This window comes from Pseudoalteromonas sp. ABE4_541 (assembly GCF_056312285.1).
In genome coordinates this window covers 1-19,134 of the sequence record NZ_JBSVEM010000004.1, presented here as the reverse complement: position 1 = coordinate 19,134, position 19,134 = coordinate 1, and the positions used below count along the sequence as shown (strand labels likewise).

17 protein-coding genes are annotated in these 19,134 nt (G+C 40.7%); 15 read left to right on the top strand and 2 right to left on the bottom strand.

Features of this window, described 5'->3' with window-relative positions; genetic code table 11:
- Positions 1 to 85 precede the first annotated feature (85 nt).
- The 6 genes from ACW689_RS05235 (at position 86) to cspE (ending at position 5,343) form a co-directional block, all read left to right on the top strand.
- Positions 86 to 1,780, top strand: a complete 1,695-nt coding sequence (locus ACW689_RS05235; protein ID WP_476289036.1) for an NAD-dependent malic enzyme — start codon at positions 86 to 88, stop codon at positions 1,778 to 1,780.
- A 102-nt stretch (positions 1,781 to 1,882) separates the two neighbouring features.
- A complete protein-coding gene (locus ACW689_RS05230) occupies positions 1,883 to 2,701 on the top strand; it encodes an ABC transporter substrate-binding protein (protein ID WP_476289034.1) in 819 nt (272 codons plus the stop codon).
- Positions 2,702 to 2,753: 52 nt separating this feature from the next.
- Positions 2,754 to 3,461 (top strand): SIMPL domain-containing protein, encoded by a 708-nt coding sequence (locus ACW689_RS05225; protein WP_476289032.1) that lies wholly within the window; start codon positions 2,754 to 2,756, stop codon positions 3,459 to 3,461.
- A gap of 98 nt (positions 3,462 to 3,559) precedes the next feature.
- The gene (locus tag ACW689_RS05220; protein WP_476289030.1) at positions 3,560 to 4,201 is read left to right on the top strand and encodes a sulfotransferase; all 642 of its coding nucleotides are present in this window, start codon (positions 3,560 to 3,562) and stop codon (positions 4,199 to 4,201) included.
- Between the two features lie 68 nt (positions 4,202 to 4,269).
- Positions 4,270 to 4,842 carry a MiaE family protein gene (locus tag ACW689_RS05215; protein ID WP_476289028.1) on the top strand — a complete coding sequence of 191 codons (573 nt, stop codon included), beginning with the start codon at positions 4,270 to 4,272 and terminating at the stop codon, positions 4,840 to 4,842.
- A gap of 291 nt (positions 4,843 to 5,133) precedes the next feature.
- On the top strand, positions 5,134 to 5,343 hold the full coding sequence (gene cspE, locus ACW689_RS05210; RefSeq protein WP_070985466.1) for a transcription antiterminator/RNA stability regulator CspE: 210 nt from the start codon (positions 5,134 to 5,136) through the stop codon (positions 5,341 to 5,343).
- 80 nt (positions 5,344 to 5,423) lie between these two features.
- On the opposite strand, the gene ACW689_RS05205 is transcribed toward cspE, so the two are convergent.
- Positions 5,424 to 7,046, bottom strand: a complete 1,623-nt coding sequence (locus tag ACW689_RS05205) for a methyl-accepting chemotaxis protein (protein WP_476289025.1) — start codon at positions 7,044 to 7,046, stop codon at positions 5,424 to 5,426.
- A gap of 204 nt (positions 7,047 to 7,250) precedes the next feature.
- Between ACW689_RS05205 and ACW689_RS05200 the strand changes: the two genes are divergently transcribed.
- The gene (locus tag ACW689_RS05200) at positions 7,251 to 8,324 is read left to right on the top strand and encodes a porin (protein WP_476289023.1); all 1,074 of its coding nucleotides are present in this window, start codon (positions 7,251 to 7,253) and stop codon (positions 8,322 to 8,324) included.
- Between the two features lie 9 nt (positions 8,325 to 8,333).
- Complete coding sequence (locus tag ACW689_RS05195; protein WP_476289021.1) at positions 8,334 to 8,741, top strand: type 2 periplasmic-binding domain-containing protein; 408 nt, start codon at positions 8,334 to 8,336, stop codon at positions 8,739 to 8,741.
- 55 nt (positions 8,742 to 8,796) lie between these two features.
- On the opposite strand, the gene ACW689_RS05190 is transcribed toward ACW689_RS05195, so the two are convergent.
- Positions 8,797 to 11,193, bottom strand: a complete 2,397-nt coding sequence (locus ACW689_RS05190) for a hypothetical protein (protein WP_476289019.1) — start codon at positions 11,191 to 11,193, stop codon at positions 8,797 to 8,799.
- Between the two features lie 310 nt (positions 11,194 to 11,503).
- Here ACW689_RS05190 and ACW689_RS05185 point away from each other — a divergent pair, with 310 nt between their 5' ends.
- From ACW689_RS05185 to ACW689_RS05155, 7 genes are all read left to right on the top strand, one after another.
- On the top strand, positions 11,504 to 11,863 hold the full coding sequence (locus ACW689_RS05185) for a hypothetical protein (RefSeq protein WP_476289017.1): 360 nt from the start codon (positions 11,504 to 11,506) through the stop codon (positions 11,861 to 11,863).
- A 438-nt stretch (positions 11,864 to 12,301) separates the two neighbouring features.
- Complete coding sequence (locus ACW689_RS05180) at positions 12,302 to 12,685, top strand: response regulator (protein WP_476289015.1); 384 nt, start codon at positions 12,302 to 12,304, stop codon at positions 12,683 to 12,685.
- The gene (locus ACW689_RS05175) at positions 12,682 to 13,587 is read left to right on the top strand and encodes an AAA family ATPase (RefSeq protein WP_476289013.1); all 906 of its coding nucleotides are present in this window, start codon (positions 12,682 to 12,684) and stop codon (positions 13,585 to 13,587) included. Before ACW689_RS05180 ends, ACW689_RS05175 begins: the two co-directional genes overlap by 4 nt.
- Positions 13,587 to 14,525 carry a DUF58 domain-containing protein gene (locus ACW689_RS05170; RefSeq protein ID WP_476289011.1) on the top strand — a complete coding sequence of 313 codons (939 nt, stop codon included), beginning with the start codon at positions 13,587 to 13,589 and terminating at the stop codon, positions 14,523 to 14,525. Before ACW689_RS05175 ends, ACW689_RS05170 begins: the two co-directional genes overlap by 1 nt.
- Positions 14,512 to 16,449, top strand: a complete 1,938-nt coding sequence (locus ACW689_RS05165) for a transglutaminase TgpA family protein (protein ID WP_476289009.1) — start codon at positions 14,512 to 14,514, stop codon at positions 16,447 to 16,449. The genes ACW689_RS05170 and ACW689_RS05165 overlap by 14 nt, the downstream gene beginning before the upstream one ends.
- Positions 16,446 to 17,768 carry a Na+/H+ antiporter family protein gene (locus ACW689_RS05160; protein WP_476289007.1) on the top strand — a complete coding sequence of 441 codons (1,323 nt, stop codon included), beginning with the start codon at positions 16,446 to 16,448 and terminating at the stop codon, positions 17,766 to 17,768. Before ACW689_RS05165 ends, ACW689_RS05160 begins: the two co-directional genes overlap by 4 nt.
- A 173-nt stretch (positions 17,769 to 17,941) precedes the next feature.
- Positions 17,942 to 19,054 carry a nucleotide sugar dehydrogenase gene (locus ACW689_RS05155; RefSeq protein ID WP_476289005.1) on the top strand — a complete coding sequence of 371 codons (1,113 nt, stop codon included), beginning with the start codon at positions 17,942 to 17,944 and terminating at the stop codon, positions 19,052 to 19,054.
- Positions 19,055 to 19,134: the final 80 nt, after the last annotated feature.

Here is a 19,134-nt window from a genome sequence, read left to right as displayed (position 1 = left end):
TGATGTGAATGAAATTCATTGAAATTTAATCACTTTGGGCAATAATGAACTCTCAGCCTATAAAAATGTGTCAAAACTTGTAAATATGACTAAACAAACCGATCCAAATTATTTATACATTCCTTACTCTGGTCCAAATCTTCTAGAAACGCCTTTATTGAACAAAGGCAGTGCATTTAGTCAACGAGAGCGTGAAAGCTTTAACCTAACCGGTTTATTACCGCCTCGCTACGAAACGATTGAAGAGCAAGTTGAACGCTGTTATCAGCAGTACTCAAGTTTTCAAGATAACTTAAACAAGCATATTTACCTGCGCGCAATCCAAGATAATAATGAGACTTTGTACTACCGTTTAGTTCGCGATCATTTAGAAGAAATGATGCCAATCATTTATACCCCAACGGTAGGTGATGCGTGCGAGAAGTTTTCTGATATTTATCGTAGTTCGCGCGGCTTGTTTATTTCGTACGAAGAGCGCCATCAAATGGACGATATCTTACGTAATGCGACAAAAGGTAAGGTAAAAGTAATAGTTGTAACCGATGGTGAGCGTATTTTAGGCCTAGGCGACCAAGGTATTGGTGGTATGGGTATACCTATCGGTAAGTTGTCGCTTTACACAGCCTGTGGTGGTATCAGCCCAGCTTATACACTACCTGTAATGCTTGATGTTGGTACTAATAATGAGAAGTTACTTGCAGACCCTATGTACATGGGTGCAAGGCATAAACGTATTAGCCAAGAAGAGTACAATGAATTTTTAGAGCTTTTCATTAGTGCAGTGAAGCGTCGCTGGCCGAGTGTCCTACTTCAATTTGAAGACTTTGCGCAACCTAATGCTATGCCACTATTAAAGCGTTATCGTGATGAGATCTGTAGCTTTAATGACGATATTCAAGGTACCGCTTCTGTGACCGTAGGTTCGTTGTTAGCAGCATGTCGTGTAAAAGGCGCGAAGCTGTCTGAACAGAAAGTCGTATTTGTTGGCGCAGGCTCCGCAGGATGTGGTATTGCTGAACAGATCATTAGCCAGATGGTTGCTGAAGGTATTTCTGACGAGCAGGCCCGCAGCCAAGTGTTTATGGTTGATAGGTTTGGTTTATTAACAGAAGGCATGGAAGACTTACGTGACTTCCAAGCGGCACTTGTACAAAGTAACGATGCGTTAAGTGATTGGTCTTACAGTGGTGATTATGCGTCGTTGTTAGACGTGATGCACTGCGCAAAACCCGATATCCTTATTGGTGTATCTGGCCAGCCAGGCCTGTTTACTGAACAGGTTATCCGTGCGATGCACAACGGGTGCGAGCGCCCAATTATTTTCCCTTTGAGTAATCCATCACGTCAAGTTGAAGCACATCCAAAAGACGTGATTGAATGGACTGACGGTCAAGCAATCGTGGCAACAGGTAGTCCATTTGAACCCGTTGAGTACGAGGGAAATATCTACCCAATTCCACAGTGTAACAATAGTTATATTTTCCCTGGTATTGGTCTTGGCGTGATCGCAGCAAAAGCAACACGTATTACTGACGCTATGTTGATGGTTTCAAGTGAAACGCTTGCTGAGTCATCACCTTGGGCTAATACAGGCAAAGGCAGCTTGCTACCTGCATTGGTAGAAATCGAAGCATTGAGTAAACGCATTGCTTTTGCTGTTGCTAAGAAAGCGATGGAAGAGGGTGTAGCGCTAGAAATGAGCGATGACGCCATATGGAAAGCAATTGAGAAAAACTATTGGCTGCCTGAATACCGTAATTACAAGCGACGTAGCATTTAATTTTCTAGATAGAGCCGGCATGACGATTGCTGGCTCTTTTGGTACTATTGCATAATGATTGAACGCCAAGGAGGTGACTTGCACATGTAGCTTTGGTGATTTATGACCCTCTTTAGATATTTCGCTGTTTGTATTATTGTATACGCCTTTAAAAGTCAAGCGCTAGTGATTGACCTAGCATCAGATTATGACCCATCAAAAATCTATGAACCTCGTGATGCAGCGATGGTTTTACTCATGAAAGTTCAGCAAAAGCTGGATGGTAAGATGGTTTTCAACCACATTCCCGCAAGCCGCGTTCGAGAATGGCGAGAACTAGAAAACCAGCCAACCACTTGCCTTTACAACAAAGCAAAAACCCCTGAACGAGAAAAGCAAGCAAGATATAGCAAATACCCACTAATCGCGTTTCCAGCAAATAGAATTATCGCCTTCAACCATCAAGCTTTGCCATTGGCCATATCAATTAAAGAGTTAGCTATAAAGCATAGACTACATCTTGGTGTGACTAAAGGCCGTTCTTATGGAAACGAAATTGACGAGATGCTGCTCGAAGTCGATGACAACATTTTTATCAATGAAGGGGCTAATAGTGCTGTGCGTTTGCAAAAGATGTTAATCCAAGGAAAGCTAGATGCAATTATTGAGTATGCGAGCGTGTTTAGATACAACCATCCACATGAATCAAAAAGTGCTTCAATCTCAGTTCATCAAATAAAGGGCGCTCCTTTAGCAACCTTTGGCTATTTTGTTTGTGCAAATTCGCATATTGGTGAACAAGCGATTAAGTTATTTAATGAAGCAATGTCAGATGCTTCGTTACAAAAAGACATTATTGAGTTTCATAAAAGCTTGTTTTTCGAACCTGAAAGCGCTTTTATTACAGAAGCGTTAGAATCACAATTCGACGTTCAGGAGTGATTAAGGACAATGTGATTCAATACAAACATCAGATTCAATAAGGAATAGCAATATGCGCATGTTCACATCAATCATAGCAACTCTATTTTGCACTACAGTATTTGCTTCACCTCTACCTGACGAGCCTCATCTGTATGTTCAGGGTTCTGCTAAAATGCAGGTTCAGCCCGATAGAGCAACCATCCGAGTTGCCATTACGGAAAAGCACAAGCAGTTGACGGACGCTAAAAAAAGAGTGGATAGCATTATGGAAGATGCGATTAAGTTAGCGAAGCGCTTTGATATTGAAGCAGATGATATTCACGCAGAACAACTCAATATCCACCGCCAAACGCGTTACGACAGAAACACCAGTGAAGAAGTTTTTGAAGGTTTTCGTGTTACTCGTAGTTTAACGCTCACTTTAAGTAATGTTGAGAGTTACCCAGTTTTGTTACAAAAGCTCGTTGATACGGGAATTACCGAGTTCTACAACACTGAATTTAGTGTAAGTAACCAAAGTGAGCTGGTAGATAAGTTGAAGAAAGATGCTATCAAAGACGCAAAGCATGCCGCAAAAGAGCTTGCTGGCGAATTTGACGTAAAATTAGACAAACTTTATTCTGTTTCTTTTTCGCCGCTATCAACGCCCACTGTGCCATATCTGCGCCAAGCTTCAATGCGTATGAAGGATTCTGAATCGGGAAATTATAAAGAAGCATACAACACAGGGGCTATTACCCTTGATGCTCAAGTTTATGCTATATATCTTATAAAGTAGCCCCTTTGGTCAATGGGGGCATATAGCCCCCTATCTAGTTACCCTTTGATTCCTGTATACTCGCGCCATATTCCCATTTAGGTATTCACATATCGGTTATGAGTGATAAAGTTTTTATCGTGGGCCTTCCAAGAACAGGAACAACGAGCGTGTGCGTCGCCACACTGTACTTAGGATTCACAACTGCGCATACGGCATACACGCGTAACACATTTAAAAATGCGCAGGTAGTCGCTGACACGCCAGTGTTTAACGATTACCAGACATTGTCTCGTATTTATCCAAATAGTCGCTTTATTTACTTAGAGCGCGAACAGCAGCTATGGCTTCCTTCCATTTCACAATTGCTTACACGCATGTCAACAAATCTATTGCGTGATAATGGTGGCTTTAACGATACTATAAAACGTTGTTTTTTAAATACATTTGAAGGTTTTAATGCACAGTTTACGAGCGATTATGAATATTTAACCTCATGTTATGAAAGCCATAAATACAAAGCGATTAACTTCTTTAAGCAAAACTCATTAGACTATTTATCGTTTGATATTTCTGCTCCCCAAGCACTCAATACATTGAGCGAATTTCTTTGCGTTAATTCGTGTAACTTGGACGCGATGCCTTATACCAATAAAGGTGGAAAAGTGACGGCTTGGAATGAAATACGTCACCCGTTGAAAGTCAGCTCAACACGAAATGGAAAAGTAGATAAGGACAGTCAATTGTATTGCATGACTTAAACTTTGCTCACTGATCAGAATGCGTTAAAATGCGTACAATTTTATCGATATAAATGTAAGTATTAGTAATGTTTGAACTTAAATATCACACGCCGTTTGAATGGACTCATAAAGTACTCGAAGATTTTGGCACCTTTTTACAAGATCATGCAGCGGCGGAAAAAAAAGCATCAGGTATGGCTGTATCGATGTTAAGTCATTACCCAGACAGAATTAAGCTCGTAAAAGCAATGACGGACCTTGCTATTGAAGAAATGATCCATTTCAAACAAGTACTCAAGCTATTGACTGAGCGTGGTATTACCTTAGGTAATGATCAAAAAGATCCTTATGTAAAAAAAATTCGCGCCTTATTTAGAAATGGTCGTGATGAATTTTTGATAGATCGCCTGCTTGTAGCTGCGGTAATTGAAGCGCGTGGACATGAGCGTTTTTCTCTTGTCGCGGAAGCGTTACCGGAGGGCAAAGAGAAAGACTTTTACGTGAGCATTGCAAAATCGGAAGAAAAACACAAAAACCTGTTCGTTGAACTAGCTTATGAATATTTTGATAAAGATGTCATTGATCAACGGTTGGAAGAGATATTAATAGCCGAAGGCAAGATCTGCGCGGAGATACCTTTTACTGCAGCATTGCACTGATTTTGTGAGACTTAATAGCTAAGTAAAACGAGTAGGGCATTAACCTGCTTGTTTTACTGTTCAAAAAATAGCAATACTAAGAAAATACAAAGAAAAATTATATTGACTTGCTAGCGTAAATCTATATAGTTACGCCAAGCTTAAAAGTAAGTTCTTTTATACACTCCATTTCGAAGCGTTAACGTTAGTACCTCCGTCCTGTAGTTTTAAATATCATTTATCTTTTTTTGCTATTCCGTCTGACTTTGATGATAGTCAGCAATTTAATTTTTTAATTACAGGATATACATTATGTCTAACACAGTTACTGGTACAGTTAAGTGGTTCAATGAATCTAAAGGTTTTGGTTTCATCGCTCAAGAAAACGGCGCTGACGTTTTTGCACACTTCAGTGCAATCAAAGGCGACGGCTTCAAAACTCTTGCTGAAGGCCAGCGCGTAGAATTCACTCTAGCTCAAGGCCAAAAAGGTCCTCAAGCTGAGAACATCGTTGCTCTTTAATTCATAAGAATTAAGTTCAACAAAAAAGGCAGCGTAGGCTGCCTTTTTTAATGCCAAAATTAATTTAAGCTGCGAATTGATTACAGTTTAAATTTAGATGTTGAGTCCAATAAATTATCCGATAATTTATGTAAGTTTTGCGCTACATCACCCACCTGTTCAAGCGCTTTCATTGTTTGCTCAAACGAACTGTGCATATTAGAAACATTATCTACAACCATTGCAGCAACAGATGTTTGTTCTTCAGTTGCCGTTGCAATCTGTGAGTTCATACCATTGATAGCCAAGATTTGATCAGAAATCTCCTGAATGGACTTACCAGTTGCTTGAGCAGCTTCCGCATTGTTAGTTGCCATATCTCTTGCTGAATTCATTGCATTAACTGAATCTGACGCTGCGACAGTTAAAATATTAATTAACTCTCGGATCTCATTTGTAGATTTTGCTGTTCTTGAAGCAAGCTCCCTTACTTCATCTGCAACCACAGCAAAGCCACGACCTTGCTCGCCTGCGCGGGCCGCTTCAATGGCCGCGTTCAATGCCAGTAGGTTGGTTTGTTCGGCAATAGAGGTAATTACATTCAATATTTGAGTAACATTCTGAGTATCATCTGCAAGCTTATTAATAGTCACAGCTGCTTTATTTATCTCTTCGCTTAAGTCTTGAGACTGAGCAACGGAGACATTGATTTGTTTTAAGCTTTCATCAACGGCATTTTCTGCAAGTTCAGCGGCTTGGAAAGCAGTTGCAGCCGATTGAGAAATATCACCCACGCTCTGTTTCATTTCTTCCATAGAGTTGCGAACAACTTCGGCATCGCTGGATTGCTGTTGTGTTGCTCTCTCTGCCGATTCCATACCTTGAACTAAGCGAGTTGAGTTTTCCATCAGCGGCTCAACCACGGCAATCACGTCTTCAACAGTACCACGCAGCATGTTTACAAAGGAGTTAAAGTTTTTCGATACTTGGCCAATTTCATCGTTAGAGGAAACGGTAAGTTGAGAACTCAAAGAGCCTTTTCCTTCAGCTAACAAATAAAGATTGTCGGCGGCTTCACCAGCAGAGGAACTAATACCGCGCGCAATCATAACGGCTAAAATAATCACAATTGATAAAGATATAACAGCAACTACAAACATCATGGTAAGTGCGTCGTCAGCGTTTGACTTTGTGTTGTTAATTAGTTCGAAAAATCGATCGTCCGCGCGCTTTTTATCAGAGTTTAGGTCATTCAGAATGCTATCGAACAAGTCACTCTTTTGCTTTGCAATTTGCGGTAACTTAGCAAAGTCCGCAGTACCATCTATCATGCTCGTGGCAATTTGTTTTGCAATTTTTCCATACTCTTGGATTTTTCTGACTGTATCCATTGTTGGAAAGTTAATATTCAAATTGGGAACTTGCTTAAGGTTCTCAACCAGTTTTTTTTGCGTAGCGGTCGCCTTACTAATTAGCTCAGCATCTCCGAATGTTACTGATTGAGTGTATGTTTCATCTAGATTTTGCATTGATGTAACGTTTTCGGAAGTAAGGATGAGCAATTTATAAGTTTGGTTTTCTAATTCATCTAATGAGCGTTTATTCTCCAGAAGCGATTTATAATTAATCATTACGAGTACGATAAATGCTGCAACGGCAACTATGGTTATCGCATGAATCTTCTTCGAAATGCTCAAATTCTTAAAATGCAATAATTTAGACATATAACACCTTGTAATATAACAATGTGACAACCTTAAGTTGTGTAACTCCTTGCTATGTGCCTATTTATGGCGCAGCTTGGCTATTTTTATATTTCCCCTGATTCTAAGCTTAGCCATATTCTAATTTTTATCAATAAAACTTTCTTTTTCGGAGGTTTAACTATACTTAGCTTGCCAATTACTCTTAAATGAGCGGAGCTATCTATGAAACTAAAAACGACTCTCTTGGTCGCTGCACTTAGTTCGACAGCGGTACATGCAGAGATAAATATTTCAGGGTTTGCAAGTGTTAATGGTGGTAAGGTACTTAGTGGTACTGGGGCGCCTCAGTATGGTATTGAGCCTTCATTTCTTGCTGACTATCCAATTGTTAGTACATACACTGAAGACTTTTCCTTTTCACCAGAATCACTTATAGGTTTACAAGTGAGTGGAGACTTAGGCGATGGATTGAGTGTGACTGGTCAAATTGTGGCTCGTGGTGCGAATGACTATGACGCTGAATTTGAATGGGCTTACATATCTTATGAGATAAATGATAATTGGACACTCCAAGCGGGTAAAAAACGTTTACCGTTATTTTACTACTCGGATTTTTATGATGTAGGTTACGCATATGTATGGATGCGCCCACCTGCAGACAACTATACATGGCAAATTTTTAACTATGAAGGCGTAAATTTACTGTACAACGGTTCGGTAGGGGATTGGGGGTTGTCCGCGAATATTTATACTGGTCGCGAAGATGACAGCCAGAACAAACTTCTTTCCGATTTTTTCTTCCGCCAACCAACACGTGAAATTTGGGAAGACATATTAGGCGGTGTCGTTAACCTAAGTCACGATTGGTTAGAGATACGTTTAACACACATGCGTTATACCAACAAACGTTTTGTAGGTGGTCAGCCGTCAATGTGGAATGGCAAAGATGAACGTGATGGTAAATTTTATGGCTTAGCTGTGAATGCTGATTGGGGTAACTTCTTTGTATTAACAGAGTTGAACCGCCTTGAGCTTGATAGTGACTTTGATACTTACATGGTAAGCGCTGGTTATCGCTTTGGTGATATAACACCATACGTGATGTATTCCGACTATGAGCAAAGCGGTACTGGTGACGTTGAAAAACATGACACTACAGCGGTTGGTGTTCGTTGGAACTTCCACCCTTCTGCAGCGTTCAAAGTTCAATACGACCGAGTAAAAGACGATTCGTTTGACTTTGCTGTAGCGGGCGACAGTAAAGCGCTTACGTTTGGCGTAGATGTAGTATTTTAGGAGGCAGCGATGAAAAAACTAACTTATCTAGCAGCTATGTTGCTATGTGCTCAGTCATATGCAGGCGTATCGGTTATTGTTCATCCTAGTAATAACAGCAGCTTTGATGATTCTACAATCAGCCGTATTTTTACGGGTAAAGAAAAGTCATTTTCTAACGGCAACAAGGTGATCCCCATTGGTCAAGAGTCAGGCAGTGCCGTCGCTGAAGAATTCAACAGCAAAGTATTGAACAAATCCTCAGCACAGTTAAAGGCATATTGGTCAAAGTTGATCTTTACGGGTAAAGGAACACCACCTAAAGAAGCGGCAAATGATGCAGAAGTAATTCAAAGTGTATCATCTAATCCTGATACAATCGGCTTTGTCTCTTCTGGCGCGGTCACTGGTGATGTCAAAGTTGTAAAAGAGTTTTAAATATACTCAACAACTTTATATTAAAAACTCGCTCGAAAGAGCGAGTTTTTTGCATTTAGTTATGTGATATTTCAATTTCTACAGTTTGTGAAATAGCGGAGAGATTACCAGCCAAGTCTTGTGCATAAATAGAGTAAGTGACTTTCCCTTGAGGTGGCCACGGATCAATGAATTGTGTCTCACTTGTGTGAGTGTACATTTGGCCATTTCTCGCAATCTTGTATAACTTTACCCCATAGTTATCTGTACTTGGCCGCCAGTTCAATTGCGCGCCGTAGGCTCCGTTAGTTTTCACCGTCAACGCTTGAGGTACTGAGGGGGGCTCACTATCTCCGGCTTGAGTAACTACCTGCTTGCTTGCGATAAGCACACCCGTTGTTTTATCGACGGCATCAATTTGATAGGTTATCTGCTGATTGAGAGACAACCAATTATCCTCAAAAGCATTGTTATCGCTAAGCGTGATCTTCTGAGAGTCTCTAGAAATGCTGTATTGAACAGGCCGCTCGAAATCGCTTAGTTGCCAACTCAACCTAACGCCATTGGTTTCATATATTGGTTGTGCAAACAGAGTTAAAGTTGGTAGGGGGCTAGGCTCAACAACTGGTGGTGGGGAGACATCATCAGGAGGTAGGATAATAGGATCGTCGTTATGTGCGACTTGCCTTTCACAAAGCGGCCACCAACAAGGGTTTTGCTCTATAAAGTTTAATACAGCATCGAATTTGACTGCACTTTGTCTAGGCTGAGTTTGATACTCTTTTAATGGAAAGGCGCCCCAGTCATCCCAACGCCCAATGCTTTCAAATACAATAAATAGGCCTGCGCCAGAAGCTTGCCAATCGGCAAGGTGCTCTGTAAATGCATTTGCCATTCTTTTATCGCGATTAGCTTCCAAAAATAGGGTCTTACTAATTTGTTCTCGCCCATCGCGCCTATCACCCGCGTAGGTTAAATGTTGGCCGCCTTCATATGCTGCGAGCATTAGGCCGTTTTGTTGTGCTAACTCAAGATTACCCGTGATATTGTCTTTTGCTTGGGCGAGGGCTCCGTGTTCGGGAGCCTGCCACCAAATAGGCTCTTCAGGGTTAAACGTTAATGATCGTAATAGTCCAGAATGCATTTCAGTAAATAGGTTGTCTAAGCCAGTTATCGGCTCTTTTGCCCATTCATTTAAAATTTCAAGATACTTTTGATCGGCAAAATACCCACCAAAATAACTACCCACTGCCAGTACATCCATATTGTCAGCACACTTGGTATTAACACCTGACGCGTAGATAGGGCAGTTGAGTGCTTGTTCGCTTATCCAAGGTACGCCGGTCTGGCCACCCATAACGCATTTTATACGACTCGCTTGGTCCGCGAATTCTGTTTTTACGATGTCGCATATTTGAGTGCTACGCATGCCGTAATAATTCATACGATACTCAATATCATGGTAATGAGTATTGGGCCAAAGTGCTTTTCCTTGCTCTTCTATGTAAATGGCATCATTAATGTACGGCCATGCGTTATTCCAAAGCTCATTACCATACTCAATGTAAATATCGCTTTGCTCATCAGCGGTACTTTTTAGAAGTTGCGCAAATTGTTGAACGTATTCATCATTTATCCTTACAGGCAAGTTATACCAACCTTCGGCATGCAGCGTATTTGCCATTGAAATAGCGACTTCGATAGGGCTTCCGCCGTTTAATGCCCAGCTTGCATAGTTGTACTTTGGTCGTTCATGCCAATTAATAATGGGGTTGTCGATTGTGCTTAGCAGTTGCATAAAACGTAGGGTTCTAAACTGCGACATGTCTTGTAAAAACAGCGGGTGAAAAACCCGCTGCGCATAACTTTGCTCAAATGGAATAAACATATCAGGCTCAGTACAATCACTTGCACTTTGGGCGAAGTCAGTTTCACTTGTGCTGCAACTACCTCCCGGTGCAATGATCCTCACGTTACGAATATAGTCGCCTGTATTGTTGGGGTCCGTACTATGAATTTGTAGGTGAAAATAGCTATTTTCCTCCATACGCACTACGTCTCGCCCTGGTACTGAGCTAATTAACTGAGGACCTGAGTAATAAAGCTCACCTTCACCTTCATACAAAATGACATATTCGCCTTTTGCGTAATGGGGGTTATCGTGAAAAATAATGGTCGTGACATAATGAAAAGGGGATTCGCTCGTCAATGAAGGCAAAGAACGCGGCCAACCTTGTTCATCTAAGTCTAGCAGTAACTGATCGCCAGTATTATATTCGTACGTAATTGCATTACTTGTTGCCCAAAGCTCACCACTTCCATTAGACGCATGCTTCATTACGTCTATTGTCGTCCATTGGCTCGACCAATAGTTTATGCCGGTGAGGTTGATGCCAACACCAGAGTTGATATTGCTTGCGACAGCATGGCTCGATGTAATCGCGAGCAATGCACAGATTAAAAACTTTTTCATGATTAAATGACCATTCCAATTGACCAAGATTTAATCATATAACAAAGCTTAAATATTACTGATAAGGCTAAAGGCTGGTTTTCTGTAAAGCGGTTCTGAGATTTAAGGCGTCTATCGCACGCAGTTATTGCGAATGTGGGAATGTCGACTCTACAGCTTTGCTAAAGTCTCGTATGAATTAGCATGTATTGACAAAAAATTAGGGAGGCTGCACGTAACAATAATGGGTAATCACGCTTTTGTCGTATTTATTTTTCCTTTACTAGTAATTAAAGTTTACACATTGCGATAAAAAAGAGTGGACCATGCCATGACTGAACAATTTAAATGGTCATATATTGGCATACTTGTCAGTGCCGTTGTTGGCTTAGTTGTTATGTCAAAAAGCAGCTTAAAAACACAAGAGCATGCGGTAAAGCTCACATCTATCAATGATGATAGTTATATCTTTACGCTTGTTAAGCCCGGTAATGCTAACTTATACAGACAAGAATCATGCACAGTGACTAATAAAGCCGACAAGCGATTTCTTAATGCACACAAAGGCACCATATATAAGGCGAATGTCAGATTTAGGATCGGTGATGAATCATGGAGCTATTGCTCATTAACGAAAGAGTCTGAACAGCAGTTTAAGCATGCCATTGATTCATTTTTTAGAGCTGGGTAATGTTTTCGTGACAGTTCCAATAAATATGCTTTTGATTCCTGAAAAGGTTGATAAGTAGCAAACAGCGAAATAATACACGCATCTATTTGTTCTTAGGATGAGCAAATTATCAAAGCACAAAGCACAGTGAGAAATTGCAACATGCATCAAAAAATAGGCTAAATTGCTAAATATGTAAGCTCTATAAATGTTTACCTTTTAAGGGGATTACAAGGAGAGCTTATATAAAAACACTATTTAACATAACGTAAATTATGGGAAGTTAAGCATATAACTGCACTTAACTTCTATAGTAACATTCTAATCCACCCAAAATGTCCAATACTAGACGGTATCGGACATTTTGGGGTTGTCTGTTGCTAATATGGTCAAAGTTATTGAGCTTGAAGTTTGTATGCCTTAGTATGTTTTCATACAAACAATATGAAGTATCGTTATATGGAATTTGTAAAACCCCTTGAACCGATATTGATTATCGACGACTCTCAAGACATTCGAGATTATTTGAGTAACATATTGAATGAACTTGGTTTCGAAGAGATTTTCGAGTCTGAAGATTTTGAATCGGCCAAAACCTTGTTATCTGAAACCCCGCCTAATGTTATTTTTTTAGATATTGAATTACCCGACACTGACGGCACGCAAATATTAGAGTTTATCAACGACAATTATCCAAACACGCATGTGATCATGTGTTCTGGCCACAACAGTTTAGAAAACGTTCAAAATACTTGGGAACTTGGCGCTAAAGGTTTTATCGCGAAACCATTTAATGCAAAAAAAGTTGATACAGTATTGAAACGCATAGAAATGATTGCATGAACCAAGTAATTGAACAAATAACGTCGCAGCTATCTCACATCATCTACGGTAAAGAATCACAAGTTAAACTCGCCATTTGTAGTTTGTTATGTCGCGGCCATTTGTTGATCGAAGACTTGCCTGGTATGGGCAAAACTACGCTGTCGCATGGTCTAGCCGATGTTTTGGGCCTGAGCTATCAACGTGTACAGTTCACGAGTGACCTATTACCTGCGGATGTAATCGGTACAATGATATTCAATACCAATGAGCATCAATTTACCTTTCATCCAGGCCCTGTTTTCAGTCAGTTATTATTGGCCGATGAAATAAATCGCGCAAGTCCAAAAACACAAAGTGCATTGCTCGAGGCGATGGAAGAACGACAAGTTACTGTGGATGGCGTTAGCCACCCTCTGCCAGAACCGTTTTTTGTAATCGCAACGCAAAATCCATTACATCAAGCGGGTACACACCCCCTGCCCGAATCTCAACTCGATCGCTTTTTTATGCGTATAAGTTTAGGTTATCCAAGTGAGGATGCTGAACGTAAATTGATACTTGGCATTAAGGATAATGAACCTTCTAAAGTCACCCAAGTTATTGATAGTAATAAATTAAAAAATGTACAAGAACAGGTTAAGTTGGTCAAACTCCCCAAGTCTGTAGTCGATTATATCCTTGCGCTTGTACGCTATACTCGAGATAGTGGTCGGTTTACCGATCCACTTTCTCCACGCACGAGCATCGCCTTGGGGAGCGCTGCTCGTGCTTGGGCGCTGATAGACAATAGAGATTACGCAACACAAGACGATGTGCAAGATGTATTTGCAAGTATTGCAGCACACCGCTTGAACATTCCGGTTCATATGCAAGACAGTGCGATATCGGACATTTTGAATGAGGTGAGCATTCCCCTTTAATGAACAAGATAACTAGCCGTGTATTTGAACGCTTAGTGAGCAAAAAACATTTGGGCTGCGAGATTATGCTCTCTCATAACAACATATATGTCTTGCCCTCAAAAATGGGGGTTGGCTTTATGGGGGTTGCAGCGCTCAACTTTGTGCTTGGTATTAACTATCAAAATAACCTGTTACTGGCCATTGCCTATTTAATGGTGATGCTTCTGATTGTGTCGCTCCTTTATGGTTTTGCGAATATGAGCGGAACAAAAATACAGTGTGTAAGCATTCATAGCGATTATGCGAGTGCACCACCGACTATCAATCTAGAGATCACTACCAAAAAACCACTATTAGACTTTCAAATTAAACACCGAAACTCGCATTTAGGTTTAACGTTAGGGCAAGTTTTAAAATCAACAATACAGGCTTTACCCGTCGCTTTGCCACGCGGAAAGCATAAAATTGGCCGGTTAAAATTCTTAAGTCATTATCCATTTGGTTTAGTTAGTGTCTGGAGTTATCTGTACATTGAAGAGTCAATATATGCCTACCCTAACCCGTTACCAACCGATGAAACCTGTCATTTCGTAATGGACAATAAGGGAGAGCTAGCCGGTGCAAAAGACTCATCTTTGAATGATGAATTTCAGCAGTTACTGCCTTATCAACAGGGTATGAGTATGCGTCGTGTATCTTGGCGGCACTATGCCAAAACTCAACAGCTTGTGCTCCAAAGTTATAAAGGCGAAGATGAAAAATGTACCTTGGGATACGACTTCGAGCAACTACAAGGTGACATTGAAGAGCGACTGTCAAAGCTAAGCTATTTGATATCCAACGCTGAGAAAATGCAAATTACTTACGCTTTAAAGCTGGGTCACTTGCAATTCAAAGCTAATAATGGCGAACAGCATAAAGTTCGCTGCATGGAGGCTCTTAGTGAATTCCAATAATTTATTGGTGTCATTCAGTTACTTATTACTTACATGGATGCCGATAACTGACTTTGGCGTGCTATTTAACATAACAATGACGTTGCTTGCAATTTGGCATGTCATTTTAGTGTATCGCGAACAAATTGGGGTTCGTACTTCTTGGCTTAACCTGCTCGCTTTGGTTGGTATGGGGATCACCGCATTATCGGCCGGATTATCAAACTCAGTATCCTTGTTTGTTGCACTGATGCTCTTAGCTTGCCAGCTGAAAGTGTTACAAGCCAATTCTAAAAGGCTGTGGCGACAAATATTTGTTCTCAATTTTTTCAGCATTCCTTGCGCTTTTTTGTTTTCACAAAGCTTATATATCACCCTTTTTGTATTTGCATTTTTAGTCATCAATTTGGCTTTAATGCTACAGCTTGAGCAAAAAAAGCCAATATTTAAGTTAACAAAGTTTGTATTTTCTAAGCTTTTGTTTAGTGCTGTTTTAAGCGCCGCTTTAATCATATTTTTACCTAAGTTGCCCGCATTTTGGCAGTTACCAGGACCAAATTTAGCAAAAACGGGTCTGTCTGAAGATGTTGATCCATTTAATATTGCTGCGCTATCTCAATCGGATGAATTGGCTTTCAGAGCTATTTTGAGCAATCAAGAACAAATCCAAGCCCCGCTCTATTGGCGTGCCATTGTCCATGAAAAGTTTGATGGCACTCAATGGAAGATGGCAGATTTACAGCATGTACCAGCGTCTTCAACTGAGCGTGACAACTCAACGTTTTACACCATTTATGCCGAGCCCAGTAACACACCATGGCTGTATGGACTAGGCTATGCGTTCAGTTCAACTTCTGGCGTTGTGACAAACTATTTTGGTACTTTATATCGAACTGAGCAGCTAAGTAGTACCTTCGAATATTTAGCGTATAGCGCAAACAGTCTAAAACAACCGCACATAACCAGACGTGAGTATAGGCGCAACACTGAGTTCCCTGCATCGCTTAACCCCAAAGTACAAGCATTGGCAAAACAATGGGACTTGAAAAGCGCTGATACAGCGGCCTTTGTTACATTAATGAAAAACTACTTTTTGCAGCAACAGTTTAGCTATACGTTAACACCGCCGACTGCACTATCCAGTCATGTCATTGATGAATTTGTGTTTGAAAATAAGCGTGGGTTTTGTGGGCATTATGCAGCGACCGCAGCCTTAATGATGCGTGTTGCTGGTATTCCTGCGCGTTTAGTATCTGGCTATCTTGGTGCGGAATACAATCAAACGGAAAACTATTACAGCGTGTATCAATACGACGCACATGCTTGGGTTGAATATTATGTGCCAAACCAAGGTTGGGTAAGTCTTGACCCGACTGGGTGGGTGTCGCCTGAACGTTTACAAGGCTCACTCTCACAGCTTCAACCTTTGTCAGACGAATTCAAATCTAATTTAGGCATAGGGTTAGCCGCTTGGTCTAACTTTCCTGCTATTAATTGGCTTAGGTTGCAACTTGAACAGTTAGACTACCAATGGACGCGCTGGGTTTTGAATTTTGATCAAGATAAACAAACAAGCTTACTCACAACTTTATTTGGTGAGCGCGGCAAATTTCTGTCTGGACCTTTAATAATTATCGCGTTAAGTTTGGTGTTTTTGCTGTGGTACTGGATTGTTTTTTTGCAAAACAAAGTAAAAGAGCCATTAGCAGTTCAGCATTACAGAGCTTTATTAGCTTGCTCCAAAACGGACCTTAATCAGTTAGGACCAAAACAATCAATCGCCCATTTACAGGCCGAATTTCCAGAAAGTGGCGAAGAATTAGACCAGTTTTATCACAATTTTTCAGCAAATCGGTATCTAGGTAAAACATTTAACAAAAATCAAAACATTCAAGCTAAAAATTTGATAAATTCAATAAAAACAAAAGCAAAGAGAAAAATATGAATGCAGTAATTATCGGGGTTCTATTGATGCTCGGACTCACGCTTGTGCGCGTGAATGTCATAGTAGCGATGACGGTCAGTGCGATGGTGGCCGGACTAAGTGCTGGACTTGGACTAGCTGACACTATGAATGCTTTTAATAGCGGCTTATCTGGCGGTGCTGAAATAGCCCTAAGCTATGCTATGTTAGGTGGGTTTGCTGTCGCAATATCCAAATCGGGTTTAACGCATATTTTGGCACAGAGACTATTAAGTATCGTTGATAATTCAGATGAATCACATACGCGAGTCCTCAGCATTACCATCATGACGATTATCTTGTGCTGTGCAATTGCTTCGCAAAACTTAATCCCTGTACACATCGCATTTATTCCAATTTTGATCCCACCACTATTAACGATATTAAACAAACTCAACATAGATAGGCGCGCTATCGCGTGTATTCTTACATTTGGTTTGGCGACCTCTTACATGGTGTTGCCTTATGGCTTTGGCGGTATCTATCTCTATTCTATTTTGCATAAGAACCTTGTTGATAATGGGCTTAATGTAATTAATACCCAAGTGCCTATGGCCATGATCATCCCTGCATTTGGCATGTTTATTGGGTTATGTATTGCGGTGTTTTTTAGTTATCGTAAAGGTCGCGATTACAAGCATAACGAAGCATCTGAGGTTGCTGAAGCTAAAATGGTCGAGAATCCTAAAAAGGTCATGATCATAGGTAGTATTGCTGTTATTTGCTCTCTTGTTGCGCAAAATGTCAGTGGCTCCATGATTTTAGGCGGCCTTGTAGGCGTGATGATGTTTAGCGTATTTGGTATCGTAAAGTGGGAGCAAAGCTCTGATGTCTTTAGCCGCGGCGTTGCCATGATGGCTATGATAGGCTTTATTATGATTTCGGCGCAAGGCTTCGCGTCGGTGATGAAAGCAACTGGAGATGTTGCAGCTTTGGTATCGGCTTGCGCTGATTTTATCGGCGATAATAAACCTTTGGCTGCAGCAATGATATTAATAGTCGGTTTATTGATCACGATGGGTATTGGTAGCTCGTTTTCGACAGTACCAATTATTGCTACTCTTTTTGTACCACTTTGTATGGAAGTTGGTTTTTCTGTCATGGCAACCGCAGCTCTAGTTGGTACGGCGGGAGCGCTAGGTGATGCAGGCTCCCCTGCTTCAGATTCTACATTGGGGCCGACATCTGGCTTAAACGCAGATGGCCAGCACGATCACATTTGGGACTCAGTCGTACCCACATTCATTCACTTCAACCTCCCGTTACTCGCCTTTGGCTGGGTCGCCGCTATGGTACTTTAACCGAATCGTATTTTGCATTTTGCAACGCGCTTTGCAGTCAGCGCGTTGCACAGCCCCTTAACACTTCCTTGCTCCAACCTAACCAACTGTTTTAAATAAAATTAAAATCATATTCAAAAATCGCATTCTTTTTGCTGCATCTAAACATCATAAAGCAAAATGAGCGCGAGACTATGGCAAACATTACTGTCGTTGGAATGGGTTACGTGGGGTTAGCGAACGCATTGTTATTAGCACAACATAATAATGTATGTACTTTAGATACTAATGTAGACAGAGTAAATTTAACTAACCAGAAAATATCACCGATTGCTGATACAGAAATTAGTGAGTTTATAGAGCATGTTGCAAACCCATTGTTTGCAACACGCGATCCCTATTTAGCGTATGGGAAAGCAGACTTTATTGTTGTTGCGACGCCAACCGACTACAACCCAGAAACGAATTTTTTTGATACTTCGAGTGTTGAGCAAGTTATAGACCAAGCTAGACAACTTTCTCCTAAAGCGACGATTATCATCAAGTCTACCGTTCCTGTGGGATTTACGGAGCGTATGCAACGGCGACACAACACACCGCATATCATCTTTTCACCGGAGTTTCTTCGCGAAGGCAAAGCACTGTATGACAACTTGTATCCTTCTAGGATCATTGTTGGTAGTAAGTCTAGCGAAGCGAGAACATTTGCGCAGCTATTAGTGCAAGGCTCGTTCGACACCAATGTGTCGGTGTTGATGACGCATAGCAAAGAAGCGGAAGCTATTAAGTTATTTTCAAATACTTACTTGGCCATGCGTGTCGCATTTTTTAATGAACTTGATACTTACGGTGAAATTAAGGGTTTGGATACCCAACAGATCATTGACGGTGTTAGTTTAGATCCACGCATTGGTAAGCATTACAACAACCCTTCATTTGGTTATGGTGGCTATTGCCTGCCTAAAGATACCAAGCAGTTACTTGCCAATTTTGATGGCGTGCCAAGCAATATAATCGGCGCTATTGTGGAAGCGAATGTAACAAGAAAAAATTATATCGCAGAGACTATTTTGACTAAAGGTGCGAAGAAAATTGGTGTGTATCGCCTAATTATGAAAACTGATTCTGATAACTTCAGAGAGTCAGCTATTTTGGATATTATTTCCTATTTACATCAATCAGGCGCCGAGGTTGTGGTATATGAGCCTAAGCTCGCACAACCATTTAGTGAAGAATTTGCACTTTGTAATTCTTTTGAAGACTTCAAAAATGGATGCGATTTAATCATTGCAAATCGGACTCTGTAACTAAATCTGTGTAACTGCCTATTATTAATCCTTAAAAAGGGTTTAGGATAGGCAATGATGAATAAGAAAGAACTGGAAGC